We start from the raw sequence: 358 nt of genomic DNA, 5'->3' as shown, positions 1-358 counted from the left end.
TAGGTGGGGATAAGAGTGTGGAGGTTAGGGGGAAAAGTGAAACTCATATAGACCGTTATAAACTTGAAACAATAAATGATAATTCTACACAAATCGTGCAAGGCTACAACAATATACAAACCACTAAAGATTTGCAAATAACAACACAGGGCGAAACCATATTAGAATCTCAAAATAATATTCATTTACACACAACAGAATCTATATCTTTAAACGCTAAAATCAATAGCACGATATTAAGCGATAATGTGAGTGTGATAGCACAAAGCGATATATCTAGCCAAGCGCAAAATCAAATAATTCACCAAGTAGGCGATACTACTATCACAGCTAAAGGCGATTCTGTCATCATAAAAGC

At 34.9% G+C, this 358-nt stretch carries 1 pseudogene; it reads left to right on the top strand.

From position 1 onward, the window contains the following. A pseudogene (locus ACWIUO_RS13945) lies at nt 1-358 on the top strand (bacteriophage T4 gp5 trimerisation domain-containing protein); the annotation flags it as partial.

The sequence above is a fragment of the Helicobacter sp. T3_23-1056 genome, assembly GCF_053654535.1.
The sequence above is the reverse complement of the archived record's forward strand: the minus strand, read 5'-3'. Positions and strand labels throughout refer to the sequence as shown.